The sequence below is a fragment of the Micromonospora sp. NPDC050417 genome, from assembly GCF_044458865.1.
Lineage (GTDB): Bacteria > Actinomycetota > Actinomycetes > Mycobacteriales > Micromonosporaceae > Micromonospora_G.
On sequence record NZ_JBITIH010000037.1, the window covers coordinates 13,772 to 35,625 of the forward strand.

Below are 21,854 nucleotides of genomic sequence, written 5' to 3' on the forward strand. Positions count from 1 at the left end.
CGTGGGCATCTCGGGGACCTTCAAGGGTTTCGGGGTCACCTTCTCGCACATGTTCAAGAAGGTGGTCACCACCGACTACCCGTTCAAGCCGCCGACGCCGGCCCCGCGCTACCACGGGCGGCACATCCTCAACCGTCACCCGGACGGGCTGGAGAAGTGCATCGGCTGCGAGCTGTGCGCCTGGGCCTGCCCGGCGGACGCGATCTACGTCGAGGGCGGCGACAACACCGACGAGAAGCGCTTCTCGCCTGGTGAGCGGTACGCCAGCACGTACCAGATCAACTACGCCCGCTGCATCTTCTGCGGACTCTGCATCGAGGCCTGCCCGACCCGCTCGCTGACGATGAGCAACGAGTACGAGCTGGCCCGGGACTCGCGGCAGGACCTGATCTTCACCAAGGAGCAGCTGCTCGCGCCGCTGCTGCCGGGGATGGAGCAGCCGCCGCACCCGATGCGGCTCGGGGACACCGAGAAGGACTACTACGTCGGTGCGCTGACCAATCCGGGCACCTCGGCCGGCGCCGAGCGGGCGCCCTGGTCGGAGACTGGTACGGCGGACGCCGCCGGGTCGACTGGAGACAAGTGATGACGACGCAGACGGTGCTCGCCGCAGCCGGCGACGTCTCCACCGGCGAGGCGGTGACCTTCTGGATCCTCGCCCCGCTCGCCCTGATCGGCGGGCTCGGCATGGTCCTGGCCCGCAACGCGGTGCACTCGGCGCTCTGGCTGGTGCTGACCATGCTCTGCCTGGGCGTGTTCTACGTACTGCAGGCCGGGCCGTTCATCGGCATGGTGCAGATCATCGTCTACACCGGCGCGATCATGATGCTCTTCCTGTTCGTTCTGATGCTGGTCGGTCGGGACGCCTCCGACTCGCTGATCGAGACACTGCGCGGCCAGCGGGTCGCCGCGATCGTCCTGGGCCTCGGCTTCGCCGCACTGGTGGCGAGCGGGGTCTACCGGGCGGTCGAGGGCACCACGGCGGTGGGGCTGGACGAGGCGAACCGGGACGGCAACGTCCAGGGCATCGCGTCGCTCCTCTTCACCAAGTACGTCTTCGCCTTCGAGGTGACCTCGGCGCTGCTGATCACCGCGGCCGTCGGCGCGATGGTGCTGGCGCACGTGGAGCGGCGTAAGGAGGAGCGGATGGACCAGGTGGCGACGATGAAGGCGCGCTTCGCCCCGGGTAACTACCCCGGCCCGAAGCCCGGCCCGGGTGTCTTCGCCACGTCGAGTTCGGTCGCCACCCCCGGCCGGCTCCCGGACGGCTCGCTCAGTGAGCGCAGCGTGCCCGAGATCCTGCCGACCCGGGAGATGACCGAGTCGGAGACCGCGCTGAAGGGGACCGAGAAATGAGACCGGAGTACTACCTCGTCCTCGCCTCGGTGCTCTTCACCATCGGCGCGGTCGGGGTCCTCGTCCGCCGTAACGCGATCGTGCTCTTCATGTGCGTCGAGCTGATGCTCAACGCGGCCAACCTGGCGCTGGTCACCTTCAGCCGGATCAACGGCGACCTGAACGGCCAGATCATGGCGTTCTTCGTGATGGTGGTCGCTGCGGCCGAGGTCGTGGTCGGACTCGCGATCATCATGTCGATCTTCCGGACTCGGCGCTCGGCGAGCGTCGACGACGCCAACCTGCTGAAGTACTAAAGGGGCCCTCGAGTGGAAGAGACTGTGGAGTACGCCCAGGCCACGGGGCTACTGAGCAGCGTGTGGCTGCTGGTGGCCATCCCCCTGGCCGGCGCGGCGATCCTCCTGCTGCTCGGCCGTCGGGCCGACCGGTGGGGTCACTGGCTGGGCGTGGCGAGTATCGGCGCCGCATTCGTGCTTGGCCTGACCTATTTCTTCCAGCTGCGCGGCCTGGACAACAAGTCCGTCGAGAGCAGCCTCTGGGAGTTCATCTCGGTCGGCAACTTCAAGGTCGACTTCGGCCTGCTCTTCGACCCGCTGTCCGGGGTCTTCGTGCTGCTGATCACCGGCGTGGGTTTCCTCATCCACGTCTACGCGGTCGGCTACATGGAGCACGACCCGGGCCGGCGTCGATTCTTCGCGTACTTCAACCTGTTCGTCGCCGCGATGCTGATGCTCGTGCTCGGCAACAACTACGTGATGCTCTACTTCGGCTGGGAGGGCGTCGGTCTGGCGTCGTACCTGCTGATCTCCTTCTGGTACGGGCGCCCGTCGGCGGCCACCGCCGGCAAGAAGGCGTTCCTGATGAACCGGGTCGGTGACGCCGGTCTGGCCATCGCCATCTTCATCATGTTCGCCACCTTCGGCACCACCCAGTACAACGAGGTCTTCAACGGGGTGATCGGCGGCGTCGACGCCGGCACCCTGGCCGGCGGCACCGTGCTGGCGATCGGACTGCTGTTGCTGCTGGGCGCGGCCGGCAAGTCCGGTCAGTTCCCGTTGCAGGCCTGGTTGCCGGACGCGATGGAGGGTCCGACCCCGGTCTCCGCGCTGATCCACGCCGCCACCATGGTCACCGCCGGTGTCTACCTGATCGCCCGGTCCAACCCGATCTTCTCGGCGGACCACACGCTCCAGACCGTGGTGGTCAGCGTCGGTGCGCTGACGCTGCTGATGGGCTGCATCATCGGCGCGGCCAAGGACGACATCAAGCGGGTCCTCGCCTGGTCGACGGTGAGCCAGATCGGCTACATGTTCCTCGGCGTCGGACTTGGCGGCGGCGCGTACGCGCTGGCCATCATCCACCTGCTGGCGCACGGCTTCTTCAAGGCCAACATGTTCCTCGGCGCCGGTTCGGTCATGCACGGCATGAAGGACCAGGTCGACATCCGCCGCTTCGGTGGGCTCGCCAAGTACATGCGAATCACCTGGCTCACCTTCGGCGCCGGCTGGTTGGCGATCATCGGCATGTGGCCGTTCTCCGGCTACTTCTCCAAGGAGCCGATCATCGCCGCCGCCTTCGAGCGGCACGGCTGGACCGCCTGGCTCTACGGCGGAGCGGCCCTGCTCGGTGCCGGCCTCACCGCCTTCTACATGACCCGGCTCTTCGTGCTCACGTTCCACGGGCCGAAGCGCTGGACCGACGACATCGAGCACCCGCACGAGTCGCCAGCGATCATGACCATCCCGCTCATCCTGCTCGGGATCGGTTCGCTCGGCGCCGGCGCGCTGCTCGCCACGTCGGTGCCGGACTGGCTCGCCCCGGCGGTGCTGCCGGAGGCCGAGGAGGGAGCACACGGCGTGCTCTCGCACGGTGTGATCACCACGCTCTCGCTGGTGCTGACCGTGCTCGGTGCCGCGCTCGCCTGGCTGCTGTTCCGTAACGGCACCGCCCTGCAACAGCAGCCGGTCGGGCCGGTGGTGCAGGCCGCGCGGCGCAACCTGTACACGGACGCGTTCAACGAGGCCGTCTTCGAAAAGCCCGGCATCTTCCTCACCCGGGCCCTGGTCTACCTCGACAACCGCGGCATCGACGGGCTGGTCAACGGACTGGCCGCGGCGGTAGGCGGCGGCTCCGGCCGGCTGCGCCGGCTGCAGACCGGATTCGTCCGGTCGTACGCGATGTCGATGCTCACCGGCGCCCTGCTGGTGGTGGCGGCGTTCCTGGCCCTGCAGATGGGATGGCTGGCCTGATGGAGGATTTTCCCTTCCTCTCCGTACTGACGCTGGCGCCGCTGGTCGGCGCCCTGGTCGTGGTGTTCCTGCCACGCAGCCAGCCGGAGCTGGCCAAGCGGGTCGCGCTCGTCTGGTCGGTCGCCGTACTGGTGCTCTCGATCTTCATGTGGGTGGCGTTCCAGGCCGGCGGTGACCGACTCCAGTTCCGTGAGTCGTACTCCTGGATCCCGCGCTGGGGGGTCAACTTCACCTTCGCGGCCGACGGCATCGCGCTGGTGATGCTGATGCTGATCGCGATCCTGGTGCCGCTGGTGATCCTGGCGAGCTGGCACGACGCGGACAAGTCCAAGCGGTCGGTGCCGGTCTACTTCGCGCTGCTGCTGCTCCTCGAATGCACGATGATCGGCGTCTTCGCCGCCGCCGACGTCTTCCTGTTCTACGTGTTCTTCGAGGTCATGCTGGTCCCGATGTACTTCCTGATCGGAAGCTACGGCGGACACCAGCGCCAGTACGCGGCGGTGAAGTTCTTCCTCTACTCGCTTGTCGGCGGGCTCTTCATGCTCGCCGCGGTGATCGGCCTCTGGGTCGTCGGCGGCAAGACCTTCGACTGGCAGACGCTGCTCCAGACGCTGCCGCAGATGGACATCTCCACCGGTACGGAACGCTGGCTCTTCCTCGGCTTCTTCATCGCCTTCGCGATCAAGGCACCGTTCTTCCCCTTCCACACCTGGCTGCCAGACGCCGGTGGTGCCGCCCCGGCGGGTGCCGCCGCGCTGCTGGTCGGCGTGATGGACAAGGTCGGAACGTTCGGCATCCTCCGCTACTGCCTGCCGCTCTTCCCCGAGGCGTCCCGCTGGTTCGCCCCCTGGGCACTTGCCCTCGGAGTGATCGGCATCATCTACGCGGCGCTGCTCGCGGTCGGCCAGAACGACCTCAAGCGGCTGGTGTCGTACACCTCGATCGCCCACTTCGGCTTCATCGGCGTCGGCATCTTCGCCTTCACCACCCAGGCCGGCACCGGCGCGGTGCTCTACATGCTCAACCACGGTCTCGCCACCGGCATGCTCTTCCTGGTGGTCGGCATGTTCGTGGCCCGCCGCAACTCGGCGCTGATCAGCGACTTCGGTGGGGCCGGCAAGATGGTCCCGGTGCTGGCCGGGATCCTCTTCTTCGCCGGTCTGGCCTCGCTGGCGCTGCCCGGCACGGCACCGTTCATCTCCGAGTTCCTGGTGCTGATCGGCACCTACACGGTGAACAAGCCGGTCGCCATCATCGCCACGGCCGGCATCATCCTGGCCGCCGCGTACGTGCTGTGGATGGTGCAGCGCACCACGCAGGGCACCCTGAACCCGGCTCTGGCCGAGGTCGAGGGGATGCGGCACGACATGAACCTCCGGGAGAAGGTCGTGGTCGCGCCCCTGATTGCGCTCATCCTGGTACTCGGCTTCTACCCGAAGCCGGTCACCGACGTCATCAACCCCGCCGTCAAGGCCACGATGGAGAACGTCGGCAAGTCCGACCCCGCTCCGACGGTCGGGCACCTTCCGGAGGCCGCGAAATGAACACGCTGCAGTTGCCCTCCATCAACTACGCGGCCCTCGCGCCGATCCTGATCCTGCTCGGTACGGCCTGCGTCGGGATCCTGGTCGAGGCGTTCGTCCCTCGGCGCCTCCGGCACCTGGTGCAGCTCCTCCTCGGTCTCGCCGCCCTGGTCGCCGCCCTGATCGTGGTGGTGGTGGAACGGACCACCCAGACGGTCACCGCCGGTGAGGCGATCGCGGTCGACGGTCCCACCCTCTTCCTCCAGGGTGCGATCCTCGTGCTCGCCGTGATGGCGCTGCTGATGATCGGTGAGCGGACGCTGGAGCACGGCGGTGCCTTCGTCGCCCACGCCGCGGTCACCGTCGGCTCCGAGGAGGACCGGCGGCAGGCGAAGGAGGAGGGCGGCTCCACCGAGGTCTTCCCGTTGACCATGTTCGCGGTCGCCGGCATGCTGCTCTTCGTCGCCGCCAACGACCTGCTCACCATGTTCATCGCACTTGAGGTCTTCTCGCTGCCGCTCTACCTGCTCTGCGCGCTGGCCCGCCGCCGGCGGCTGCTCAGCCAGGAGGCCGCGCTCAAGTACTTCATGCTCGGCGCGTACGCCTCCGCGTTCTTCCTCTTCGGCATCGCGCTCACCTACGGCTTCACCGCCGGTGTGACCAATGGCCAGCCGGGCGACGAGCCGGGCGGCGTCGACTTCGCCACCATCAGCAACGCCGTCGCCGACTCGTCGAACAACCGGATCCTGCTGGTCGCCGGCATCGCCATGATCAGCATCGGGTTGCTCTTCAAGGCCGCCGCCGCACCGTTCCACGTCTGGACCCCGGACGTCTACCAGGGCGCCCCGACCCCGGTGACCGCATTCATGGCCGCCTGCACCAAGGTCGCTGCTTTCGGAGGTCTGCTGCGGGTGCTCTACGTGGCGTTCGCCGGAGCCGCCTGGGACTTCACCCCGATCCTCGGCGCCGTCGCGGTGCTGACCATGCTGGTCGGCGCGGTCCTCGCGGTCACCCAGACCGACATGAAGCGACTGCTCGCGTACTCGTCCGTGGCGAACGCCGGTTACCTGCTCGTCGGCGTACTCGCGCTGACCCGCGACGGCCTCTCCAGCACGATGTTCTACCTCGTCGCGTACGGCTTCACCGTGATCGCCGCATTCGGCGTGGTGAGCCTGGTCCGGGACGCTGACGGGGAGGCCACCCACCTGTCCCGCTGGGCCGGCCTCGGCCGCCGCTCGCCGCTCTTCGCCGGGATCTTCACGTTCCTCCTGCTGGCCTTCGCCGGCATCCCGCTCACCAGCGGCTTCACCAGCAAGTTCGCGGTCTTCGGGGCGGCACTGGACGGCGGAAACACCTGGATGGTCATCGCCGGTGTGCTGACCAGCATGATCCTGGCCTTCCCGTACCTCCGGGTCGTGGTCATGATGTGGCTCTCCGAGCCGAGCGAGTCCACCCCGACCGTCTCGATCCCGGGCGGCCTCACCTCCGCCGCGTTGACGATCGGCGTGGTGGCGACGCTTGCCCTCGGAGTGGTTCCGGCGCCGCTGCTGGACCTCGCCAACGGCGCCGCAGAATTCGTCAAGTGACCGGAATCACGACCCGGCACATGGCTCCGCGCACGATGGATCCCGACCGCCCCCAGCCAGGGGTGGTCGGGCCGGTGTGGCATGGTTGAGAGCGTGGGGAGACCGGCTGACGGCCTGACGGGAATTGGGCTCGACTTCATCGACGAGAAGGTCGAGGCTTCGGCTCTGGCGGTCCTCGCCTCGGTCGAAATCGAACTGCTGGAGAGCGTGGCGAGCGCCGACCCGCTCGTGACGGAGGCGGCCCGGCATCTTGTCGAGGCTGGCGGCAAGCGTTTCCGTCCGCTACTCGTCGCCCTCGGCGCCCAGTTCGGCGACCCGACTTCCGAACTCGTGGTGCCCGCGGCCGTGGTGATGGAGTTGACCCACCTCGCCACGCTCTACCACGACGACGTCATGGACGAGGCCCCCGTCCGGCGCGGCGCCCCGAGCGCCAACTCGCGCTGGACCAACTCGGTGGCCATCCTGGTCGGTGACTATCTTTTCGCCCGCGCCGCCGACATCGCCGCCGACCTCGGCCCTGAAGCCGTACGCCTCCAGGCCCGCACCTTCGCCCGGCTGGTACACGGACAGATCGCCGAAACCGTCGGAGTACGCGAGGGCGAGGACCCCGTCGCCCACTATCTGAACGTCATCGGCGAGAAGACCGGTTCCCTGATCGCCACCTCCATCCGCTTCGGCGGCATGTTCGGCGGCGCCCCCGAGACACACGTCGAGGCGCTGGCCCGCTACGGCGAAACCATCGGTGTGGCATTCCAGCTCACCGACGACCTGCTCGACATCGCCTCGGAGTCGGTCCAGTCCGGCAAGACACCCGGCACTGACCTGCGGGAGGGCGTACCGACCCTCCCCGTGCTGTACGCGCTCGCCTCGGACGACGACGACGCCGCCTCCGTACGGCTCCGCGAGATCCTCTCCGCCGGCCCGGTCACCGACGACGCCCTGCACGCCGAGGCACTGGGGCTGCTCCGCGAATCCCCGGCCCTCAAACGGGCCCGCGAAACCGTCCGCAGCTACGCCGAAGACGCGCGTGAACAACTGGCCCCCCTGCCGAACTGCTCCGCCCGACAGGCCCTCGAATCCCTCTGCGACTTCATCGCCGACCGGACTAGCTAAATTTGCGCCAGCGGAGCTGGCGCGGCTCGCTCCGCTTCGCGCCGCCCAGTGCGGCGTCTTCGCCCTGCGCGCACGACGGCTTCGCCGCGTGTGCTCGGGCTCCAGACGCCGCGGCGGCGCTCGGTCGACTCGCGCCGTGGGTGCGGTTACTGCTGACTGACGTTTTGTTCGCCGTCCGGTTCGGCGTGAGCGGTGGGCGATGCCGCGAGGAGATCTGGAGCATCGGTACGGCCAGCAGGTGATCGCCGCTGTTGGCCTTTTCCGCGATTGATCGGAGCCGGACCCGCACCCCACCTGACGGTGACCGGGGCGGCGTCCCGTGCAGGTGCGTTCAGACCCGTAGGTTGGCCGCTGCGCCCCTCTCGGCGTACCCCAGGCCCCCGGGACCAGGCCCACCGACCAGAGAGAGCGGTCGGCGAAGAAAGTGGCAGTCCGTCCCGACCGCGACCAACGTCGCGAGTCGACCGAGCGCCGCCGCGGCGTCTGGAGCCGAGGACGACGAGGCGAAGCCTTCGTCGCCCGCAGGCGAAGACGCCGCACTGGGCGGCGCGAAGCGGAGCGAGCCGCGCCAGCTCCGCTGGCGCCAACTAACGCGGTATCGGGTCGTTGTACTGGCCGGACCTGCCGGCGTAGAACTTGCCGTTCTGGAGGGGCCAGGAGTTGGCGGTGCAGCCGTGCATGCCGAGGGTCTGTTGCTGCATCACGGGTGCGACCTTGCCCTGGCCGGGGCAGAGCTGGTGGCCGTGGCCGAGCCGGTGGCCGACCTCGTGGTTGATGACGTACTGCTGGTAGTCGGCGAGAGGTGCACCGTAGTCGGGTACGCCGTGGGCCCAGCGGGCGACGTTGATGACGACGGAGTTGCCGTTGCGGCAGGAGGTGTAGCGGTCGTACCCGTCCTGGCAGAGCTGGTCGCGGGTCGCCGGGCTGGCGAGGTAGATGGTGAAGTTCGTTGTTTCGTTCGGTCCCACTCGTTGTAGTCGCCATTGCCCGTTCCCGGTCCAGCTCCGGGGGTCTCCCAGCGTGGTGACGACCGCGTCGGCGAACTCGTCGGCGGCGATGCCCTCGATCTTGTTTTCCACGGCCACGCGGAACCGCAGCAGTTGGCCCGAGGTGCCATAGACCTTGCTGCGGCCGTCCGCGACCTGCCAGGTCCGGGGGCCGGTCTCGGGGTACGTCACCGGCTTCGGGGGAGCGACGGCCTCCTGTGACGGGGTGACGATGGGCTTCGGGGCCTGTCCGGACGGCGACGGGCTGCCGCTGCCGGTGGGGCTGGCGGCGGTGCTGGCGGGTGAGTCGGCACGGGAGGGGTTGGGGTGACGGCCGGCTCCGGTCAGGCCGACCACGGCGATCGCCACGCCGACCACCACGGCCGCTGCGGCGGGCGGCAGCAGGCGTCGCATGGCGGAGGGCCGGCGGCGCTTTCCGGTGCGGCGGGCGGGCATGGAGGGCTCCTCGTGGTTCGGGCGGATGGCGCCGGTGCGGTTTGGGTGGATCGGGGGGTCGCCGATCCGGCCGTGGGGCGTACGGCGCCGACCGGCCCGGTCGTGTCGGGTCGGTGCGGGGCGGTTCGGGAGTGGGATGGGGCGACGGGTCCGGTCTGTGAGGAAGGCGCGCAGGGGACTGTGCGGGTGCCTAGGGGAGCAGGGCCGGGTCGGTGACCAGGTCGGCGAGCTGTTGATCGGGGAGGACAGAACGGCCGAGCGCGTACACGCCGGGGCGGGGACGGCCCGCCTGTTGCACCGTAACGAGTAGGTTTTTGGTGATGTACACGGCCTCGTCCACCGGGCCGGTCACCGGGTGCCAGCTCGCGATGCGTACGGCTGACCCGTTGCTCGCCGTGACCATCCGGCAGGTCTGTTCTTCGGCGTTCATCGGGGTGTCGCAGGGATCGGCGGACAGTCCGCCGGACGCGGTCCAGGCGGGCAGCACTCGTACGGTGAGGACGGCGGCGCGACCGTCGAGTTGGACCTCCAGCGTCGCCGTGTACAGCTCCTTCGGCTTCAGCTCGTTGGTCGACGCCGGGGCGCCGGAGCGCCAGGTGGTTTCACGGGTGGCGTAGCTGCCGCCGCCGGGGGCGGGGGCGAAGTCCGACTCCGGCAGGGTGTAACCGTCCGGGACGGCGGCCGTGAGCCGGTCCATGGCCGCCAGCGCGACGCTGCGGTAGTCCGGTGGTGGGCCGGTGGTGGACGGGGTTGGCGTCTCCGACGGGGTCACCGCGTTGGGCAGGGGTGCGGCTGGTGTGCTGGACAGTGCCGACCGTGGCCAACCAGGCAGAAGTGCGGCGATTCCGGCGGCGACGGCGACCAGCACGGTGGTGGCGACGGTCTGGCCGATCCGGCGGCGGCGGAGCAGTTGCCGGTTGCGGGCGAGGACGTCGTCGACGGGTAGTTGGATTCCGGGTGGCGGGCCGGCCTCGACGGCCCGCGAGAGCAGCTCCCGGATCGAGGGCTCGGTCATCGGATCTCCTTTTTCGGAACCAGGCTCAGCGTGTCGGTGTGGTTCACGATCAACGAACCGAGTTTTGACCGTAATGCGGCTAATGCCCGATGTGTATGTGTCTTGACCGCCCCCTGGGTGATCCCGAGCAGGTCCGCGGTCTGCTCGACCGACATGTCCTCGAAGAAACGCAGAACCAGGGTGGCGCGCTGTCGGACGGGGAGACCCGCCAGCGCGTCGAGCAGGACCATCCGGTCCTCGGTACGGCTGGCGGTGCTGCTGGTCGAGGCCCTGTCCTCCGGCAGTTCCCGTACCGGGTCCTCCCGCCGCCAGGCGCGACGGCGCTCGCTGATGAACGTGTGAAGCAACGTGCGGTGGGCGTACTGGTCGAGGTGCTCGTACCGATAGATCCGTGGCCAGGCCAGATAGAGCTTGGTGAAGGCGGCCTGCACCAGATCCTCGGCCAGGTGCCAGTCACCGCACAGGAGGTATGCGGTAGCGCGCAGCCGGGTGCCGCGAGCCACGTAGAAGTCACGGAAGCCCTGGTCACGCGCGGCGGCCGGATCCTTGGCCCTCGCCATCCCGCTCCCTCCTGCCGTACGGGGGATAAAACGCGGATGAGCTACGAACCGGTTGACGTGATACAGCCCACTTCGGGGCAACCCGCTCGGCAAGGACGGCACATGGGCCGGGTGGAGGAACTTACCGTGTCTGTCGCTGCACGCAGTGTCGCCGTAGATCTGGCATCCTCGATCCGAACGGGCATTTCGTAGTCGGCGGATTTTTCATATGGTGTAAGCCCCAGCGGCGGAGGTGGTTGTGCGCGACCCTCTGGCGGAACCTTCGGACCTGATCCGTAGCGTGTCCCGTGCGCTACGTGTCCTCGAAGCGGTCGGCCGCGCCCCGAAGGGCTTGACCGTGAAGCAGATCGCGCGACGGTGTGAGCTGACCGTCGCCACCACCTACCACCTGGTGCGGACACTCGCGTACGAGGGCTACGTGATCCGGCGCGAGGACGGCACGTACATCGTCGGCCTGGAGGTGGCGGACCGCTACCGCGAGTTGGTGACCGCCTTCCGGGGGCCGCCGGTGGTGGGTGAGTCGCTCCGGCGGGCCGCGGTCGACACCGGCTACAGCCACTTCCTCGGCCGGTTCGTCGGCGGCCAGGTGGCGATCACCGCCGTTGCGGAGGGGCCACGATCGCCGTACCTGGAAGATCTGGTGCCGGGTTTCGACGAGGGAGCCCACGCGACCGCCCTCGGCAAGGCCCTGCTCGCCACGCTCACGCCTGAACAGCGCTTCCGCTATCTGCGGGAGTACGGCATGCGTCCGTTCACCACGGCGACGCTGACCGCGACCGACACCTTCGAGGCCGACCTGACCGCTGGCGACCGGCGCGGAATGCACCTGGAACTGGGGCAGTACCGCCAGGGGGTCGCGTGTGCCGCGGTGTTGGCGACGCCGGACAAGGACATGGAACGCAGGGTGGTGCTGGCCTGCGCGCTGCCGGCCGCGGAGATGATGACATCGGCGCGGGTGGTCCGGGCGAAACTGCTGGCCGTGGCCCGTGCCGTCGCCGACGGGCTCGCCACCGAGGTCTGACCGGCAGAGACGGAGCGGCCCGCCCCTACCGGCGTGTGGTTGCCGGTAGGGGCGGGCCGTCACAGAGGGGTCAGCTCCCCACCGGGCCGCCGTCCAGGCGCCAGGCGACGACCACGCCCGGCTTGGCGAAGTCACCGTCCGGCCAGTTCGACGCCGGCTTCTCGATCGACGCGCCGCTGATCTCGCCGGGGTGCTGTACGGCGACGAAGACCGAGCGGTTGTCCGTGCTGATGAACGGGCCGCAGGTCTCGGCGCCGATCGGCACGGTCAGGAACTGCTTCAGGTGACCCTTCTCCGGACCCTCGATGGGGGTGGCGAACAGGCCGTCGTTGCTGCCCAGCGCGTTGCCGTCGGTCGAGATCCAGAGGTTGCCGGCACCGTCGAAGGCGACGTTGTCCGGGCAGGAGATCGGCGACACCTGGGTTTTGTCGTACCCGGCGAAGAAGGTCGACGGGTCGGTCGGGTCACCGCAGACGATCGGCAGCGACCAGGCGAAGCTCTCGCCGGTGTGGTCGCCCTTGTTCTCGACGATCTCCAGGATCTGCCCGTGCTTGTTGCCGATGCGCGGGTTCGCCTCGTCGACCCCGGGGTTGGTGCCGACGCCCCGGTTGGTGTTGTTGGTCAACGCCACGTAGATCTTGCCGGTGAGCAACGACGGCTCGACGTCCTCCGGCCGGTCCATCTTCGTCGCGCCGACCGCGTCACCGGCGAGCCGGGTGAAGGTCAGTACGTCGGCGGCGGTCATCCCGGGCACGTACGAGGTGTTGCCCCGGACCAGCTTGATCCACTTGCCTCGGCCGTTGAACGCCCCGTCGGTCGGGAGCTTCCCGGAACCGTCGATCTCGTCGGCGCTCGTGTAGTCGAGCTTGGCGACGTACAGGGTGCCGGACTCCAGCAGGGTGAGGTTGTGCTGCCGGGCGGTCCACGAGTTGCCCTTGAGGTACTTCTTGTCCGAGACGAACTTGTACATGTAGTCGAACCGCTCGTCGTCACCCATGTACGCGACCACGTGGCCGGACTTGGCGATGATGACGTTCGCGCCCTCGTGCTTGAGCCGGCCGAGCGCGGTGTGCTTGCGCGGCTTCGCCTCCGGGTCGAGCGGGTCGACCTCGACCACCCAGCCGAACCGGTGCACCTCGTTCGGGTTCTTGGCCAGGTCGAAGCGCTCGTCGGCGCGGTCCCACTTGCGGCTGCCGCTCGGGTAGCGGGCGGTGGTCGGGATGCCGTAACGGGCCAGCTTCGGCTTGAGTGCCTCTGGCGCCCCGTCGCCGCCGACGAAGTACTGGTTGAAGTTCTCCTCGCCGGAGAGCACTGTGCCCCACGGGGTCACGCCACCGGCGCAGTTGTTGAGCGTACCGATGGCGACCATGCCACGCGGGTCCGCCGCCGTCTTCAGCCAGGCCGAGCCGGCCGCCGGGCCGGTGAAGTCGAACCGGGTGTTCAGGGCGGTGATCCGCCGGTTGTACGGCCGCTTGCCGTTGCGGACCAGTTGCCATTCGCCGGTGTCGCCGACCCGCTCCACCTCCACCACGGAGAGGCCGTGGGCGGCAATGGTGGCGCGTACCTGTTCGACGGTGAGCGCGTCCAGCGAGGTGAAGCCCGGGAACATCAGCTCCTCGTTGGTGTACTCGTGGTTCACCACGAGCAGCGCCTTCTCACCCTTGCGGTCCAGCGGCAGTACGGCGACGAAGTCGTTGTTGTAGCCGAACTGCTTCGACTGCCGGGCCGCGGTCTGGTGGTGGACGTCCAGTTCGGGCGCGTCCGGCACCACCGGGTCGCCCCAGCGGATCACCACGGAGTGGTCGTACCCGTTCGGCACGACCAGCGTGTCCAGCTTGTTCGGCGGGATCGACTTGAAGGTCAGGGCGCCGTTGCCGGGCGGGGTCTTCCGCGCGGTGAACGACTCGACGTCCGGCAGGGCCGGGGTCGAACCCTCACCGGGGGCCGCGAGCGCGGGGGCCGCACCGGCGAGCGCACCGGCGGCGGCACCGCCGAAGCCGAGTACGAGGGCGCCGACCGCGCCGGCCCGGACCACTCCACGACGGGTGACCTCGGCCTTGACCACGTCGCCGAAGTACTCGTTCTCCGACTCGTTCGGCACCGGGTGGTCGCAGGCGTTACCGCAGCGGTAGAGGCAGGTCATGGCGCTGCGGCCACCATGACCGGTCGAGCCGAGCAGGGGGAGCAGCCGGGGACGGTCGTTCATGTGGGATGGCCTCCTTGGCTGGATCAAACAGCGTGTCGGTTCGTCGGAACGCCCCCGGAGGCACCGCGCTCGGAGGGAGAGCGGTGGGCGGGGGTGAGCCGCACGCTAGGAGCGCGTCGTGAGCGCCTTTCGGCGCTGTGGTGAACCCCACATGAACAGCCGCAGTTCCGAGCATCGATGGGCCGGATGGCGGTGATCCCTCGGACAGCCGGCCAAGGGTGAATGGACCGCACGGACAGTAGTCGATGGACCTCTCGGGTGCCGGCGGCCGGACCAGCGGGCCCACCCGACCGTGAACCGATCGGTTCCGGATCGCGTGTAACAGTGGCGAGAGTGTCGGGACCACCGACGTCGGTGCGGCAGCGAGGAGGTTGCCATCAGCGACCGGGACGCCGAGTTGCTGCGCGCGCTGCACGACGAGCACGCGGAGGCGCTCTTCGCGCACTCGTTGCGCCTGGTCAACGGTGACCGCCAGCGGGCCGAGGACCTGGTCCAGGAGACCCTGCTGCGGGCCTGGCGCCATCCGGAGGCGCTGGACCCGGCACGCGGCTCGGTCCGGGCCTGGCTCTTCACCACGGCCCGGAACCTGGCGATCGACGCGTGGCGGCGGCGCAGCACCCGGGTCGGTGAGGTGATCACCGACGACCTGCCGGAGCCGCCGCAACTGTCGGACGAGGCGGACCGGGCGGTGGAGGCGTGGATGGTCGCCGAGGCGCTCGCCCGTCTCTCCGCGACCCACCGCGAGGTCCTGGTGGAGTGCTTCTACCAGGGGCGGTCGGTGGCCGAGGCGGCGTCGCGGCTCGGCGTACCGCCGGGCACGGTGAAGTCGCGGACGCACTACGCTCTGCGATCCCTGCGGTTGGTGCTGGCGGAGATGGGGGTGACCCAATAGATGAGCGAGCGCGACGAGCGGTGTGAGTTTGCTCTTGACGACGGCGCGTACGTGTTGGGTGCACTCGCCCCCTCCGAACGTGCCGCGTACGAGCGTCACCTCGCCAACTGTCCGACCTGCCCGGCGGCGGTCGCCGAGGTCGCCGCCCTGCCGGGCCTGCTCGGCCGTCTCGACGTCGAGGGGCTGGCCCGGATCAGCGGACCGTCGCCGACCGTCGAGTCCCGGCTGCCGACCCTGCTCGACGCCGCCCGGTCGGTGCGGCGCCGGGAGCGGTCGGTGAAGCGCTGGCGGTACGCCGGCGCGGTGCTCGCCGCAGCCTGCCTGGCGCTGGTGGTGGGGCTGGGCTCGGTCTGGCTCACCGACCCGGGGACACCGCCCCGGACCGACCTGCAGGTACGGATGGTCGCCATGCAACCGGTCGCCGGTGCGGTGCCGGTGACCGCCGAGATCGGGCTCAACGGCACCCAGTGGGGCACCGAAGTGACCATGCAGTGCGCGTACGGCGCCCGGACCGGTTACCAGAAGGCGTACACGTTCCGGCTGGTGGCGTACGGCCCGGACGGCGCGAGCGAGCAGGTGGGGTCGTGGCTGGCGGCCCCCGGTGACGAGGTCCACTTCACCGGGGCGACCCGGTTCTCCGGCGCGGACCTGGTCCGGCTGGAGGTGCACCGGGTCGACGGCACCCCGCTGCTCGGCTACGACGTGCGCTGACGTCGACTCCCCGGTGCTTCGGCACGGTCGCCGGGCACCGGGCCGTCCGGGGAACTAGACCGGCTCGGCCACCCGGACGGCGTGGACGGTGGCGCGTGCGGACCGGCGGGCGTGCCGGATCGCGTCGGCGGTGAAGACGATCAGGGCCAGCCAGACCAGGGCGAAGCCGGCCAGCCGGGCCGGCGGCATCGGCTCGTGGAAGACCAGCACGCCGAGGACCAGTTGCAGGCTGGGCGTGAGGTACTGGAGCATGCCGAGGTTGGTCAGCGGCAGCCGGTTGGCGGCACCGGCGAAGAGCAGCAACGGGATCGCGGTGGCGGCGCCGGCCAACACCAGCAGGGTGGTGTGGGTGGCCGAGCTGTGGCCGAAGCTCAGCTCGGAGTGCCAGGTCAGCCAGGCGAGGTAGCCGAGCGCGGGGAGTGCGAGCAGCGCCGACTCGACGAAGAGCCCCTCGGTGGCGGGCAGCCCGAGCCGCTTTTTCAGCAGGCCGTACCCGCCGAAGCTCAGCGCCAGGGTGAGCGCGATGTACGGCGGCTGGCCGTAGTCGATGGCGATGACCACGACCGCCAGGCCGCCGATGCCGAGTGCGGTCCACTGCGTCGCGCGGAGCCGTTCGCGCAGCACGGTGACGCCGAGCAGCACCACGACGAGCGGGTTGATGAAGTAGCCGAGGGCGGTCTCCACCACCCGGTCGGCGTTGACCCCGTAGATGTAGACGCCCCAGTTCACCCCGATCAGCACGGCGGCTGCGGCGATGCCGGCCAGTAGCCGGGGCTGGCGGACCAGCGTACGCAGGAACGCCCAGTGCCGGGTGACGGCCAGGATCAGCGCGACGAACGCCACCGACCAGATCACCCGGTGGGCGAGGATCTCGACCGCACCGGTGGGCCGGAGCACCTTGATGTAGAGCGGGAAGAAACCCCAGAGGACGTACGCGCCGAGTCCGTAGAGATATCCCAGGCGAAGCTGGTTCACTCCGCTACCGTAAGGGGCGGATCTGGGAAGTGTTCCTTATCGGTGACCGGCGTCACCCACGGTTGGGGACGCATCAGCTCCATCAGGTTCTGCGGCTTCGACGGCGAACTGAAGCCGACCTTCGCATAGACCCCGTGCGCGTCGTCGGTGGCGAGCAGCATTCGGTACACGCCGAGCTCCGTCACCGCGTCCCGGGCGGTGGCGGCCAGCCAGCCACCGAGCCCCCGCCCCCGCTCGGCCGGGTCCACGAAGACGTCGGAAAGCCAGGCGAAGGTCGCCCGGTCGGTCACCACCCGGGCGAACGCGACCTGGATCCCGTCGCCCGGCCGGTACACCCCGAACACCATCGAGCTGGCGATCGCGCGGGCCGTCACCGCGTACGGGCGGTCGCGCGCCCAGTAGGAGTCGGTCGACAACCAGCGGTGCACCCGCTCGACGTCGATCCGGTCGGGGTCGGTGCAGAGTTCGTAACCGTCAGCGCGGGTGAACGTGATCACCGGGCGACGGTAGTCCCGCCGCCCGGCCCCCGCGCCAGTCCAATTCCCGAACTCTGGTCAGTCGCGGTTGGTGACCATGCCGAGCACCCAGGTGACGACGCTGACGAAGAGCGCCCCGAGTACGGCTGCCGGCCAGAAGCCGTCGACCGCGAACGGAAGCTCCAACTGGCCGGCGATCCAGCTCGTCAGCAGGAAGAGCAACCCGTTCACCACGATCGCGATCAGACCGAGGGTGAGCAGGTAGAAGCCGCAGCCGAGGGTCTTGATGACGGGCTGGAGCACCCCGTTCACGACCCCGAAGATCACCGCCACCAGGAGCAGGGTGAGCACCGCCTCGCCGATCGAGTCCGTACCCAGGGTGATGCCGGGGATGACGAGTGTCGCCAGCCAGAACGCGAGCGCGGTGGTGGCGAGCCGCAGCAGCAGGCCGGTGAGGAAATTCATGCCGGGGATCGTGCCACGGCACGCCTGGCAGCGCTGCCCCGGGACCTGCTCGGCTCCGACCCGCCGGGCCGGTCAGCTCCGGGTCGGCGGGCCGATCAGCTGGACCTCGATCGGGGTCGCGGAGAGCAGCGCCCACCGCAGCACCCGACGACTCACCACGCCGACCATGTCGCCCCGGATCCGGGTCAGCCACTCCGCCGAGTCACCGAGCCCGAGCGCCACCCCGGCCAGTGCGGCCTCGTCGGCGTGCAGCGGTTGCAGGATCACCAGGTCGGCCCGGGAGATGGCGTCCGTGTCCGCCGGGGTCAGCCCGTCCCGGACCACCAGGCTCGCCTGCCAGCCCGGACCGGTCTGGGCCTCCGCGCCGACGGGTCCGATGTCCACCACGACCAGCAGCGGGTGCAGCAGGGTGCCGGGTGGACCGCCGACCTGACGGCCGGGCGGAATGAGCGCAATGGTCTCGCCCGGTGCGCTCACCGCCCGGACGAACGGTTCCCAGACCCGGGGTCGGGCGGTCTGCACCACCACACGAGAGCCGAGGGCCATCGCCCGCAGCGCCACCAGTTGCGCGGCGGCGACCCCGCCGACCAGCAGCACCCGGGTCGCCTCGGCGCGGAAGAGCCGGACGGTGACCGGGGCCCCGTGCCGGTTCGCGCCGATCATCAGACCGGCCGCGCCGAAGGGCAGGTCGAGCAGGTCCACCATGGCCGACGCCGACCGCTGGTCGAGGGCGGTGGAGGGTGTACCGACCGGCAGGGTGGCCGTGAGGCCGTCCAACTGTTCCCCGTCGAGCCGCCGCCCGGTCGCGTTCTCGGCGGCGAGCAGCCGACGTAGGGCCTGGGTGGTGTCCGAGAGTCCCGCCGCTTTCTCGGCCACCAGCCGTACGGTGAGATCCACCGGCACCGGCTCGCCGGCCGTGCCACGCGGGCCGGCGGCGAGCGACACCGTGGTCGCGGTGGCCGGTAACGCGAGCAGCCGGGGCACCAGCCGTCGGGCCGTTTCCGAGCTCGGGTCGGGCCAGCGACGCAGCCGGAAGGTCGTTTGCAGTAGACCGCCCATCCGCACCGCCTGCCAGCTTTCCTGGGCCGGTTGCGCGCCGTCGTGGTGCGCCAGTTCCGCGAGTACGCCGAGCGTGGCGCGTTCGCCGAGCGGACGCGCCGGCACCGGGGCGAGCCGTCGGCGTACCTTCCGGACGGTGCTGGAGAGCGCCCGACACAGGTCCAACTCGGACCAGCCCTCGGTCCGCACCACCCGAACCGCCAGCAGGGCCCGTTCGTGCCCGAGGAGCCGCCCGTCGGTGAGCTGCCGGTACGAGGTGGCGGGGGTGCCGCCACCGGCGCGCAGAGTCGGCGCGGGGGCGCCGGCGAGGACGAGTTGGATCCGGACCGGCGGAGTCTGGGGGCCGGTGGCAGGCAGCAGGCTCGCGGGGCTTGGCAGTGACTGCGCGGCGTCGGCGAGCAGACCGGTCGGGTCCCCGAGTTCGAGGACGGCGGTCAGCCCGTACGCGTCGCTGATCACCGCGGCGGCGTCGCCGGCCAGGTCGACCGAGAACACCCCCGCGCCGGGGGTGAGGAGGTCCAGCAGGGCGGCTGGGTCGGCGTTCGGCGCGAGGGTGCGCCGACGGAGCAGGTAGCGCGTGCCGACCGCGATCCACTCGAAGAGCCACCGGCGACGCAGCCGAAGCCAGGCGGTGAGCACCAGTACGGTGGCGCCGAGTCCGGCGGCGGTCAGCACCAGCGGCCCGCGCCCGGCGGCGGCCAGCAGCAGCGCGACTCCGCTCTGCGCGGCCACGATCTGCCCGGCGCGTAGACCGAGCGAGGTGCGGCGGACCGGGCCGACGGCGGTGGCGCGACCGGAACCTGGGTCGTCGTCCCCGCCGTCCCCGCTCGACTCGCCGGTCCGGGCCGAGTCCCCCGCCACACTCACCGTCACCGCGATAGCCTCCCGTGCGTGGATGGCCCTCGGGCGTCCCCCCGTGACTCGCCGAGGGGCCTATCGTAGGGGCCGGACTCACCGGGGAGGGGCCCGTATGCCGTCTCGGCAGGACCAGTTGCACTCCTACCAGTTCATGGTCCAACGTGTCGTGGCCGCACTGGTGATGCGGGAGACCGATCCGGCGCAGTCGCCGTTTCGACGGGCGGCCGGGGCGACCCTGGCCAGTGTTCTGATCGCGGCGATCACCCTCGGCGGGGTCGGTGTCTATGGCGCGGTCGTGGGCGGTGGCGGCAAGAGTTGGCGCGACCCCAACGCGGTGATTGTGGAGAAGGAGTCCGGTGCCCGTTACGTCTTCCGTGACGAGAAGCTGCACCTGGTGCTCAACTACGCGTCCGCGCTGCTGATCGTCGGTGGCGCGCAGCCGAAGACGGTGCTCGTGTCGCGCACGTCGATCGACGGGGTGCCACGCGGCATCACCCTCGGCATCAGTGGTGCCCCCGACTCGCTCCCGGCCGCCGGCCGGCTTTCGTCGGCGCCGTGGACGGTCTGCTCGACCGTGCTCACCGTGGACGGTACGGCGGTGCCGCGTTCGGTGCTGCTGGTCGGCGCCGAGATCGGTGGTGGTACGCCGCTGGGCGACCGCGCGGCGCTGGTCCGGCACCCGGACGGCGGGCTGTACCTGATCTGGCACGACCGTCGGCACCTGATTCGCGACGCGGACCTGGTGCTGTCGGCGCTCACCTGGAACAGCGAACGGCCGACCCCGGTCGCTCCGGCGTTGCTGAACGCGCTGCCCGCCGGTGCCGACCTGGGGCGGGTGCCCATGGCCGACCAGGGCAAGCGGTCGGTGAAGGTGGAGGGTGCACGGATCGGCGAGGTGTTCGTGGTGGAGAGCCAGGGCGGCGGCCGGCAGTACGCGGTGGCCAAGCGGGACGGCTTGGCCGGGATCACCCAGGTGCAGGCCGACCTGCTGCTCACCGCCGCCACTCAGGACGATCCGACGCCGATGTCCCAGGGCGAGTACGCCCGGGTGCCGAAGGTGGGTCCGCTGGTCTCCGAGGATCCCGGCGCGCCCCCGGCGAACCGTCCGGAGCTGGTCCCGGCCGACGACGGTGGGATCTGCGGCGCGGTACGGGACGACGGCGGCGTGCACCAGGTGACGATCGGGTCGACCCTGCCGGATCTCAGCGACGCGGCACGGACCGCCGCCCGGTCCGAACAGGGTGCGACGCTCGCCGACCACATCCTGGTGGAGCCGGGCCGGGGTGCGGTCGTCGAGGCCGCCGCGGCGCCGGGGCTGAGTGGCGGGGCGATCTCGGTCGTCACCGACCAGGGCCGGCGGCACGCGGTGACGAGCGCCGACGTGCTCACGATGCTCGGTTACGGCAGCATCAAACCGCTTCGCCTGCCGGCCGCTCTGGTCTCCCTGGTGCCAGCCGGCGAGGCACTTGACCCGACCGCCGCCCGCGCTCCGGCCACTGCGGACTGAGCGGCCCGTCAGGGCGGGAGTTATCCACAGGGCGCGGTCAGGGGGTACCGGATAGGGGCTCGGCCCGTTACGGTCAGCGACGGAGTCGACCCGTACGGCGTCTGTCGTACCGGCGAATACCAGTGCGGCGTCCACCGTGGTCGCCGTGCGCGCGACGATCGAGAAAGCGGGGTGACGTCCGGGTGTCCCAGACGCAGGCAGAAGCCGCGGTGATGCAACAGACCGCGAAGAAGTTCGAAGATGTGGACCAGTCGCTGCAGTCGATGCTCAACAGCCTGATGAACGAACTGGAAGGGCTCCAGCAGGCGTGGCGCGGCGCGGGCGGTCGCTCGTTCGAGCAGGTCAAGCAGGAGTGGGCAGCCGACCAGACGAAGCTGGGGCGGGCGCTGCGCGAGACGGCGGGTGCGATCCGCACCTCCGGCCAGCACTACGACGCGTCGGACAGCGAGGCGGCCAGTCGGGTCGCCAACACCAACCGCGGCATCCGGCTGCCGCTCTGATTCTCGGGGGAGGACCCAACCGATGAACGATGGCGTGCTTGTTGTCAGTTTCACCGCGTTGCAGCAGGCCAGCGCGGACATCCAGCGGGCACTGAACACGCTCGACTCGCAGCTCGGACAGATCGAGCGCGACGCGGCTCCGCTGGTCGCCACCTGGTCCGGTGAGGCGAAGGAGGCGTACGAGCAGCGGCAGGCGAGCTGGCGCTCGGCCTCGCTCGACCTGAAGAACATGCTCCGAGACATCAAGGTCGCCGTGGACGACTCCGCAGCCGACTACCAGAACACCGAGAAGCGGAACACCAGCCTGTTCCAGTGACACCGCGCCCACCGAAGGCGCTGT

The 21,854-nt window shown here is 70.0% G+C and carries 21 protein-coding genes; 13 read left to right on the forward strand and 8 right to left on the reverse strand.

What is annotated here, in order from left to right; translation table 11 throughout:
* Window position 1: 1 nt before the first annotated feature.
* The 7 genes from nuoI (at window position 2) to ACIBF5_RS30790 (ending at window position 7,827) form a co-directional block, all read left to right on the forward strand.
* Window positions 2–586: an NADH-quinone oxidoreductase subunit NuoI gene (gene nuoI / locus ACIBF5_RS30760; protein ID WP_121158149.1), complete on the forward strand. Its 585-nt coding sequence runs from the start codon at window positions 2–4 to the stop codon at window positions 584–586.
* Complete coding sequence (locus tag ACIBF5_RS30765; RefSeq protein ID WP_396816432.1) at window positions 586–1,356, forward strand: NADH-quinone oxidoreductase subunit J; 771 nt, start codon at window positions 586–588, stop codon at window positions 1,354–1,356. Before nuoI ends, ACIBF5_RS30765 begins: the two co-directional genes overlap by 1 nt.
* A complete protein-coding gene (nuoK, locus tag ACIBF5_RS30770; RefSeq protein ID WP_121158151.1) occupies window positions 1,353–1,652 on the forward strand; it encodes an NADH-quinone oxidoreductase subunit NuoK in 300 nt (99 codons plus the stop codon). Before ACIBF5_RS30765 ends, nuoK begins: the two co-directional genes overlap by 4 nt.
* Window positions 1,653–1,664: 12 nt before the next feature.
* Entirely contained in the window at window positions 1,665–3,605 is a 1,941-nt protein-coding gene (gene nuoL / locus ACIBF5_RS30775) for an NADH-quinone oxidoreductase subunit L (protein ID WP_396816433.1), read from the forward strand.
* Entirely contained in the window at window positions 3,605–5,149 is a 1,545-nt protein-coding gene (locus tag ACIBF5_RS30780; protein ID WP_396816434.1) for an NADH-quinone oxidoreductase subunit M, read from the forward strand. The genes nuoL and ACIBF5_RS30780 overlap by 1 nt, the downstream gene beginning before the upstream one ends.
* On the forward strand, window positions 5,146–6,714 hold the full coding sequence (gene nuoN / locus ACIBF5_RS30785) for an NADH-quinone oxidoreductase subunit NuoN (RefSeq protein ID WP_396816435.1): 1,569 nt from the start codon (window positions 5,146–5,148) through the stop codon (window positions 6,712–6,714). The genes ACIBF5_RS30780 and nuoN overlap by 4 nt, the downstream gene beginning before the upstream one ends.
* A gap of 81 nt (window positions 6,715–6,795) precedes the next feature.
* Window positions 6,796–7,827 carry a polyprenyl synthetase family protein gene (locus tag ACIBF5_RS30790; RefSeq protein WP_396816436.1) on the forward strand — a complete coding sequence of 344 codons (1,032 nt, stop codon included), beginning with the start codon at window positions 6,796–6,798 and terminating at the stop codon, window positions 7,825–7,827.
* A gap of 587 nt (window positions 7,828–8,414) precedes the next feature.
* Here the strand turns inward: ACIBF5_RS30790 and ACIBF5_RS30795 are convergent.
* From ACIBF5_RS30795 to ACIBF5_RS30805, 3 genes are all read right to left on the reverse strand, one after another.
* A complete protein-coding gene (locus tag ACIBF5_RS30795) occupies window positions 8,415–9,269 on the reverse strand; it encodes a DUF3152 domain-containing protein (RefSeq protein WP_396816437.1) in 855 nt (284 codons plus the stop codon).
* A gap of 190 nt (window positions 9,270–9,459) precedes the next feature.
* Window positions 9,460–10,284 (reverse strand): hypothetical protein, encoded by an 825-nt coding sequence (locus ACIBF5_RS30800; protein WP_396816439.1) that lies wholly within the window; start codon window positions 10,282–10,284, stop codon window positions 9,460–9,462.
* On the reverse strand, window positions 10,281–10,844 hold the full coding sequence (locus ACIBF5_RS30805; RefSeq protein ID WP_396816440.1) for a SigE family RNA polymerase sigma factor: 564 nt from the start codon (window positions 10,842–10,844) through the stop codon (window positions 10,281–10,283). The genes ACIBF5_RS30800 and ACIBF5_RS30805 overlap by 4 nt, the downstream gene beginning before the upstream one ends.
* Before the next feature lie 238 nt (window positions 10,845–11,082).
* Here ACIBF5_RS30805 and ACIBF5_RS30810 point away from each other — a divergent pair, with 238 nt between their 5' ends.
* Window positions 11,083–11,865, forward strand: a complete 783-nt coding sequence (locus tag ACIBF5_RS30810; RefSeq protein WP_396816441.1) for an IclR family transcriptional regulator — start codon at window positions 11,083–11,085, stop codon at window positions 11,863–11,865.
* Between the two features lie 70 nt (window positions 11,866–11,935).
* Here the strand turns inward: ACIBF5_RS30810 and ACIBF5_RS30815 are convergent, their stop codons facing one another.
* Window positions 11,936–14,071: a PhoX family protein gene (locus ACIBF5_RS30815; protein ID WP_396816442.1), complete on the reverse strand. Its 2,136-nt coding sequence runs from the start codon at window positions 14,069–14,071 to the stop codon at window positions 11,936–11,938.
* A 376-nt stretch (window positions 14,072–14,447) separates the two neighbouring features.
* Here ACIBF5_RS30815 and ACIBF5_RS30820 point away from each other — a divergent pair, with 376 nt between their 5' ends.
* Together ACIBF5_RS30820 and ACIBF5_RS30825 are read left to right on the forward strand one after the other, a co-directional pair.
* Window positions 14,448–14,963, forward strand: a complete 516-nt coding sequence (locus ACIBF5_RS30820; protein WP_396816458.1) for a sigma-70 family RNA polymerase sigma factor — start codon at window positions 14,448–14,450, stop codon at window positions 14,961–14,963.
* A complete protein-coding gene (locus ACIBF5_RS30825; protein WP_396816443.1) occupies window positions 14,964–15,674 on the forward strand; it encodes an anti-sigma factor family protein in 711 nt (236 codons plus the stop codon). It begins immediately after the preceding gene.
* Window positions 15,675–15,728: 54 nt separating this feature from the next.
* On the opposite strand, the gene rarD is transcribed toward ACIBF5_RS30825, so the two are convergent.
* The 4 genes from rarD to eccE form a co-directional block, all read right to left on the reverse strand.
* Window positions 15,729–16,649 (reverse strand): EamA family transporter RarD, encoded by a 921-nt coding sequence (gene rarD, locus ACIBF5_RS30830; protein WP_396816444.1) that lies wholly within the window; start codon window positions 16,647–16,649, stop codon window positions 15,729–15,731.
* A complete protein-coding gene (locus ACIBF5_RS30835; RefSeq protein WP_396816445.1) occupies window positions 16,646–17,146 on the reverse strand; it encodes a GNAT family N-acetyltransferase in 501 nt (166 codons plus the stop codon). The genes rarD and ACIBF5_RS30835 overlap by 4 nt, the downstream gene beginning before the upstream one ends.
* Before the next feature lie 57 nt (window positions 17,147–17,203).
* Window positions 17,204–17,590 carry a phage holin family protein gene (locus tag ACIBF5_RS30840; protein ID WP_121158166.1) on the reverse strand — a complete coding sequence of 129 codons (387 nt, stop codon included), beginning with the start codon at window positions 17,588–17,590 and terminating at the stop codon, window positions 17,204–17,206.
* A gap of 72 nt (window positions 17,591–17,662) precedes the next feature.
* Window positions 17,663–19,522 (reverse strand): type VII secretion protein EccE, encoded by a 1,860-nt coding sequence (gene eccE, locus ACIBF5_RS30845; RefSeq protein ID WP_396816446.1) that lies wholly within the window; start codon window positions 19,520–19,522, stop codon window positions 17,663–17,665.
* A gap of 97 nt (window positions 19,523–19,619) precedes the next feature.
* Between eccE and eccB the strand changes: the two genes are divergently transcribed.
* From eccB to ACIBF5_RS30860, 3 genes are all read left to right on the forward strand, one after another.
* Window positions 19,620–21,014, forward strand: a complete 1,395-nt coding sequence (eccB, locus tag ACIBF5_RS30850) for a type VII secretion protein EccB (RefSeq protein WP_396816447.1) — start codon at window positions 19,620–19,622, stop codon at window positions 21,012–21,014.
* A 182-nt stretch (window positions 21,015–21,196) separates the two neighbouring features.
* Window positions 21,197–21,514, forward strand: a complete 318-nt coding sequence (locus tag ACIBF5_RS30855; RefSeq protein ID WP_396816448.1) for a WXG100 family type VII secretion target — start codon at window positions 21,197–21,199, stop codon at window positions 21,512–21,514.
* A 22-nt stretch (window positions 21,515–21,536) separates the two neighbouring features.
* Window positions 21,537–21,830 (forward strand): WXG100 family type VII secretion target, encoded by a 294-nt coding sequence (locus ACIBF5_RS30860; protein ID WP_396816449.1) that lies wholly within the window; start codon window positions 21,537–21,539, stop codon window positions 21,828–21,830.
* Window positions 21,831–21,854: the final 24 nt, after the last annotated feature.

What these genes read in the sequence shown, in the direction of transcription:
- ACIBF5_RS30815 (WP_396816442.1), bottom strand. Translation starts at nt 14,071, where the DNA reads ATGAACGACCGTCCCCGGCTGCTCCCCCTGCTCGGCTCGACCGGTCAT.
- eccB (WP_396816447.1), top strand. Translation starts at nt 19,620, where the DNA reads ATGCCGTCTCGGCAGGACCAGTTGCACTCCTACCAGTTCATGGTCCAA.
- ACIBF5_RS30795 (WP_396816437.1), bottom strand. Translation starts at nt 9,269, where the DNA reads ATGCCCGCCCGCCGCACCGGAAAGCGCCGCCGGCCCTCCGCCATGCGA.
- ACIBF5_RS30765 (WP_396816432.1), top strand. Translation starts at nt 586, where the DNA reads ATGACGACGCAGACGGTGCTCGCCGCAGCCGGCGACGTCTCCACCGGC.
- nuoN (WP_396816435.1), top strand. Translation starts at nt 5,146, where the DNA reads ATGAACACGCTGCAGTTGCCCTCCATCAACTACGCGGCCCTCGCGCCG.
- ACIBF5_RS30780 (WP_396816434.1), top strand. Translation starts at nt 3,605, where the DNA reads ATGGAGGATTTTCCCTTCCTCTCCGTACTGACGCTGGCGCCGCTGGTC.
- nuoK (WP_121158151.1), top strand. Translation starts at nt 1,353, where the DNA reads ATGAGACCGGAGTACTACCTCGTCCTCGCCTCGGTGCTCTTCACCATC.
- ACIBF5_RS30860 (WP_396816449.1), top strand. Translation starts at nt 21,537, where the DNA reads ATGAACGATGGCGTGCTTGTTGTCAGTTTCACCGCGTTGCAGCAGGCC.
- ACIBF5_RS30805 (WP_396816440.1), bottom strand. Translation starts at nt 10,844, where the DNA reads ATGGCGAGGGCCAAGGATCCGGCCGCCGCGCGTGACCAGGGCTTCCGT.
- ACIBF5_RS30840 (WP_121158166.1), bottom strand. Translation starts at nt 17,590, where the DNA reads ATGAATTTCCTCACCGGCCTGCTGCTGCGGCTCGCCACCACCGCGCTC.
- ACIBF5_RS30790 (WP_396816436.1), top strand. Translation starts at nt 6,796, where the DNA reads ATGGTTGAGAGCGTGGGGAGACCGGCTGACGGCCTGACGGGAATTGGG.
- ACIBF5_RS30800 (WP_396816439.1), bottom strand. Translation starts at nt 10,284, where the DNA reads ATGACCGAGCCCTCGATCCGGGAGCTGCTCTCGCGGGCCGTCGAGGCC.
- ACIBF5_RS30825 (WP_396816443.1), top strand. Translation starts at nt 14,964, where the DNA reads ATGAGCGAGCGCGACGAGCGGTGTGAGTTTGCTCTTGACGACGGCGCG.